The 5,179-nt window shown below is 72.5% G+C and carries 5 protein-coding genes; 3 read left to right on the top strand and 2 right to left on the bottom strand.

Annotated features, from left to right (window positions below):
* The first annotated feature begins 61 nt into the window (after positions 1-61).
* The gene (locus DSY14_RS26805) at positions 62-673 is read left to right on the top strand and encodes a histidine phosphatase family protein (protein ID WP_211719394.1); all 612 of its coding nucleotides are present in this window, start codon (positions 62-64) and stop codon (positions 671-673) included.
* A 42-nt stretch (positions 674-715) separates the two neighbouring features.
* On the opposite strand, the gene DSY14_RS26800 is transcribed toward DSY14_RS26805, so the two are convergent.
* On the bottom strand, positions 716-1,399 hold the full coding sequence (locus DSY14_RS26800) for a hypothetical protein (RefSeq protein ID WP_211719393.1): 684 nt from the start codon (positions 1,397-1,399) through the stop codon (positions 716-718).
* Between the two features lie 610 nt (positions 1,400-2,009).
* On the opposite strand from DSY14_RS26800, the gene DSY14_RS26795 reads away from it, so the two are divergent.
* Positions 2,010-2,498, top strand: coding sequence for a MerR family transcriptional regulator (locus tag DSY14_RS26795; RefSeq protein WP_307851346.1), 489 nt, complete (start codon positions 2,010-2,012; stop codon positions 2,496-2,498).
* A gap of 133 nt (positions 2,499-2,631) precedes the next feature.
* On the opposite strand, the gene DSY14_RS26790 is transcribed toward DSY14_RS26795, so the two are convergent.
* Positions 2,632-4,008, bottom strand: a complete 1,377-nt coding sequence (locus tag DSY14_RS26790) for an FAD-binding oxidoreductase (protein WP_211719392.1) — start codon at positions 4,006-4,008, stop codon at positions 2,632-2,634.
* A gap of 365 nt (positions 4,009-4,373) precedes the next feature.
* Between DSY14_RS26790 and DSY14_RS26785 the strand changes: the two genes are divergently transcribed.
* Positions 4,374-5,138 (top strand): SDR family oxidoreductase, encoded by a 765-nt coding sequence (locus DSY14_RS26785; protein WP_211719391.1) that lies wholly within the window; start codon positions 4,374-4,376, stop codon positions 5,136-5,138.
* Positions 5,139-5,179 lie beyond the last annotated feature (41 nt).

The raw sequence follows: 5,179 nt of genomic DNA, 5'->3' as shown, positions 1-5,179 counted from the left end.
ACCCACGCGAACCCGCAGCCGGTGGCGGCGACGTCCCACGGGGAACCGACGAGGAGGACCCATGCCCGCACTCCGCGACGTGTACCTCGCCCGCCAGGGCGAGGCCGACCCGCGCACCGGAGCCCTCACCCCGGCAGGACGGCGTCAGGCCGACCTGCTGGGGGCCAGGCTGGAGCGTGTGCGTCCCGACCTCCTCTGGCACGGCCTCGCTCCACGCACCGAGCAGACCTCTGCCCTGGTCGGCGCCCGCCTCGGCGGGGTCGCGCTCCGCGCCGCGCCCGAGGCAGGGGACCACGTGCCCTCGGCGCCCACCCGGGACGCGCTGCCGCCCGTACACGCCCAGGGGATCCTCGACTTCGTGGAGCGCGTCCCGGCAGAGGAGCGTGCGGCTGTGCGGGCACGGCGCGCACGGGAACTCTTCACCGGCCCCGCCCGGGGAGACCGCCCGCGCCGCGAGGTCGTCATCGCCCACGCCTTCCTGGTGGCCCCTCCGGTGGCGCACGCGTGGGACGCACCGACGTGGCGGTGGGTGAGCACCCCCGTGGCCGACACGGCCCTCACCGTGATCCGTTACCGCCCCGACGCCGCGGCCGCGGTCCTGGTCCTCAACGACACGAGTCACCTACCGCTCGACCTGCACTGGACCGGTTTCCCGCCCGACCTGTACCCCTGACCCGTACCCGGGCCGTGACGGACTTCGGTGGCGCCCCGCGGCTCAGCCGCGGGTGCCCTCCCAGACCCCGTCCGGAACGAGTTCGAGCAAAGTGATGAGCCGGTCGGCGAGGGCCACCGCGGCCTCCGGTTCCAGAGCGCCCTGCCCCCAGGTCACCAGGTGGTCGCCGGTGAAGCGGAACGGCACCCGTTCCTCGGGGCGCTCCAACAGCCAGGCGCGCACCGGTTCGTCCAACACCGCCCGCGCGAACCCCTCGTCCTCACACCGGATCCGGAAGGTGTCGTCGAACAGCCGCTCCCCCACCTGAAGATCGCGCACACCCAGCATCCCCATCAGGGCGTGCCCGAAGTGTTCGGTGCGCACGTCCAGCACCGGGGTGTGCGGGGTGGAGACCACCACGACCGGGAACCGGTGCCGGGTGGTGGTCGTGCTCTGCCCGTTGTGCGAGGTGGTGGTGTAGGTGTACTCGTAGGCCAGCACCCGGTGTCCGCGGTGCTCGGCCGAGAGCACGTGGATGGCCCTGGCGTTGGAGGGGGCCCGTCTGAAGGGGGCGCCGCCGAAGCGATCGGCCAGTTCGGGCCTCTCCCGGTCGTAGTGCCACCCCCGTTCCCGGGCCCACGCGCTCAGGGACTCCACACGTTTGCGTTCGGCCGCCGCGCTCATCACCGTGATCGCGACGATGACGACGACCACGATGGCCAACATGGCCATCACACCACCGGACATTGGGGGCACTTCCTCTCGGTGCGGCTCTCCTACCGGTGAGACGCGTCCCCGACACCCTTCGGTTCCGCCGAATGACGATCTCGGGGAACCGTCCCGTCACGCCGCATCCCCGGCGTGGCCGACGATGCGGGCCCCTGTGCCCGTTCGCCCAGCTGAGGGCCGGGGGCAGGGGTCACCCCGCGTCACCGGACCCCGGGAACGGCGGAGCGGACGGCCGGCACCCCGGTGGACGTCCCCCACCGATCCCCGAGGCGGGACCGACGGAGCGCTGCGTGCGTCCGGCCCGGCCCTCGCGCCTCGGGGCGGGGCACTCTCGCGCACGCACACCCTCGCCCACCACGCACTATCCTGATCGCCCACCGCCCGATCCGGCCCGGGAAGGACCCGCGTGGACGCACCGGAACGCCTGCGCCCCATCGACCTGGCCCGTGCCGCGGGCATCTCCATCTAACAGGTCCGCAACCACGCCGACGAGCACCTGCTGCCGCCCACCGAGCGCACCGACTCCGGCTACCGGATCTTCACCCCCCGGCACCGCCGCGCCCTGCTCACCTACCGGGCGCTCTACGCCGCCTTCGGCAGCCCCCTGGCGCGCGCCATCATGCACGCCGTGCACGAGGGCCGCATCGACGAGGCCCTGGAATCGATCGACGCCGCCCACGCCGACCTGCACCGGCACCGTGGGGACCTACGACGGGCCGGTGAGGCCCTGGCCGCCATCGCCCACCGCACGGCCAACGCCCCCGCCCCACCCAGGGGCGACCTGCGCATCGGGGAGGTCGCCGCCCATCTGGGGGTGCGGGCCTCGGCCCTGCGCGTGTGGGAGGAGGCCGGTCTGCTCGGCCCCGAACGCGACCGCGCCACCGGTTACCGCACCTACACACCCGCCGACGTGCGTCTGGCCAGAGTGGTGCACCTGCTGCGGCAGGTCGGCTACCCGCTGGCCGGTATCGGCCCCGTGCTGGAGCAGCTGAACCACGGTGGCGACACCACCGCCCTGGACGCGGCCCTGGCCCGGCGCACCCACGATCTGAACCGCCGTTCACGGGCCATGCTCGACGCCGCCGCCCACCTGAACGACTACCTCACCCACCCCTGACCAACCACTCCACCGTCCGAACACGGCGAAGGGCCGCCCCAAAAGAGGGCGGCCCTCCACACACGTCGCACACCGGTCGTTGCTCCCCGGAGCGGGGAGCGCCCTGGTGCGGCCGGGCCAGGGAGGGGCGAGCTCAGTCGAACACCTTGCCCGGGTTGAGCACACCGTGCGGGTCCAGAGCGGCCTTGACCGCCCGGTGCATGGCCACCACGTGCGGACCGAGTTCCTCGGCGGCCCCGCGCATCTTCAACAACCCGACCCCGTGCTCACCGGTGACGGTGCCGCCCATGGCCAGGGCCTCGTCCACGATCACCTCGAAGGCCTGCTTGGCACGGTTCTTGGCCTCCTCGTCACCGGCGGGCACGATGAACAGAGGATGCAGGTTTCCATCCCCCGCGTGGGCGATGTTGCCGATGTGGGTGTCGAAACGCTCCGCCGCACGCTCGATCGCCTCCAACATGCGCGGCACCCGCGCCTTGGGCACGCACACGTCCTCGGTCAGCAACGGACCCAGCCGCTCCAGCGCCGGATAGGCCAACCGGCGCGCCGCGAACAACGCCTCGGCCTCTTCGGCGTCGGTGGAACGCACCGCGTACACCGCGCGCTCCTTCTCGAAACACTCCAGGATGCGGTCGGCCTCGGCCTGCCCGGCCTCACCGGGCAGGTCGCTGCGGGCCAGCAACAACACCTCTCCCTCGGCCGACAGGCCCATGTTCTTCCACTCGTCCACCGCACGCAGACAGAACCGGTCGATCAGTTCCATCGCCGAGGGGACGATGCCCGCAGCCGAGACCGCCGTCACGGCCTTGCCGGCGTCCACCAACGAGTCGAAGTAGCCCACCACCGTGTGCTCCACCCCGGTGCGCAGCGGCACCAGGCGCAGGGTCACCTCCGTGACCAACCCGAGTGTGCCCTCCGAGCCCACCATGAGTCCGGCCAGGTCGTAACCGGTCACACCCTTGGCGGTGGTCCTGCCCAGCCGCACCACCTCGCCCGTGCCGGTGACCACCTCCATGCCCAGCACGTAGTCACGGGTCACCCCGTACTTCACACAGCACAGTCCGCCCGCGTTGGTGGCCACGTTGCCGCCGATGGTCGACCAGGGGGCCGAGGCCGGGTCCGGTGGATACCACAGGCCGTCCGCCGCCACCCGATCGCGCAGGTCGTTGTTGACCACACCGGGCTGTACCGTCGCGCTCTGCTGGACGGGGTCCACCTCCAGCACCCGGTTCATGCGCTCGAAGGAGACCACCACCCACCCCTGCGCGGCGTTGGCCGCACCCGACAACCCCGTGCCGGCGCCTCGGGCCACCACCGGGACACCGTGCTCCACGCACGCGCGCACCACCGTGGCCACATCCGCGGTCGCGCGTGGGCGCACCACCGCCACCGGGCCACCGTAGGGCGCCCACTCGGCCTCGTCGTGCGCGTAACCGGCCATGACCTCGGGGTCGGTGACCACCGACTCCGCCCCCAAAGCGGCCACCAACTCCTGCACGAGACCGGACATGGACACACTCCTCACCACTGTGCGACGGCACCCACTGCACCGACGCTGCCCAGCACTCTAACCGGACCTCTCTCACCACGATCCACCAGCCAGGACCCTGACGTGCACCACCCGGCGCCCCGGGCCCGCCCCGGCTCCGAGAGGGTGGGCTCGGTCGGTGCACGGATCTCGTATCGTGCGCTCTTCGGCCCGCGGGCCGGGACCCGCGACGAGGGCGGCGTTCCCGGCCGTGACACCGACCGACCACGACCACCGGCCCGGACCCGCGCGCAGCCGAACGCCACCGGCCGCGACACCGACTCGATCACCGGTCAAAGCACGCATTCCGGTGTTAGCGTGTTCGTCTACCGGCCTCGGAGGTGGACATGAGCACGATCCTGGTCACCGGCGCCAGCGGCACACTGGGCACCCACGTCACCGACGGACTCCGCCGCACCGAGCACGACGTGCACACCCTCAGCCGTCACCCCGACCCCGCCGACCCCCGTGCCCACGCCGTCGACCTGCGCCAGGGCGCGGGCCTGGACCGGGCCATGGACGGCGTCCACACCGTGCTCCACCTGGCCTCCACACCGAGCGGCGGCGATCTCCAGGCCGCCACCCACCTCATCCGGGCGGCCCGCGGCGCGGGGGTGCACCACCTGATCTACATCTCGATCGTCGGCGTCGACTCGATCCCGCTGGGCTTGTACAAGGCCAAGCACACCGTCGAACAGGCCCTCCTGGCGAGTGACCTGGGCGTCACCATCCTGCGCGCCACCCAGTTCCACCCGCTCATCGCCGGCCTGTGCGCACGCATGGCCCGTCTACCGGTCATGCCCTACCCCGACCTGGACGTCCAACCGGTGGACCCCGCCGAGGTGGCCCTGCGCCTGGTGCGCCTGGCCGCACAGGAACCCGCCGGACGCGTCGACGATCTGGGCGGCCCCCGGGTCGAACCCTTCGCCGCACTGGCCCGCGCCTACCTGCACGCCCACGGGCAGAACAGACCCACCTGGCCGCTGCGCGCACCGGGCCGTGTCTTCGCCGCCTTCCGCTCCGGCGCCCACCTGGCCCCCGAGCAACGGGTGGGTCGCACCACCTTCGAGGCCTACCTACAGCGCACCATCGACCACGACCCGACCCCCTGACGAACACCGCACGCCGGCAAACCGACGTCGCGGCCCCAACC

It is taken from the genome of Nocardiopsis sp. MG754419 (assembly GCF_018207095.1).
Lineage (GTDB): Bacteria > Actinomycetota > Actinomycetes > Streptosporangiales > Streptosporangiaceae > Nocardiopsis.
The sequence above is the reverse complement of the archived record's forward strand: the minus strand, read 5'-3'. Positions and strand labels throughout refer to the sequence as shown.

Bases quoted from the DNA above. Each gene is read 5' to 3' on its own strand.
- DSY14_RS26805 (WP_211719394.1), top strand. From the start codon at position 62: ATGCCCGCACTCCGCGACGTGTACCTCGCCCGCCAGGGCGAGGCCGAC.
- DSY14_RS26790 (WP_211719392.1), bottom strand. From the start codon at position 4,008: ATGTCCGGTCTCGTGCAGGAGTTGGTGGCCGCTTTGGGGGCGGAGTCG.
- DSY14_RS26800 (WP_211719393.1), bottom strand. From the start codon at position 1,399: ATGTCCGGTGGTGTGATGGCCATGTTGGCCATCGTGGTCGTCGTCATC.
- DSY14_RS26785 (WP_211719391.1), top strand. From the start codon at position 4,374: ATGAGCACGATCCTGGTCACCGGCGCCAGCGGCACACTGGGCACCCAC.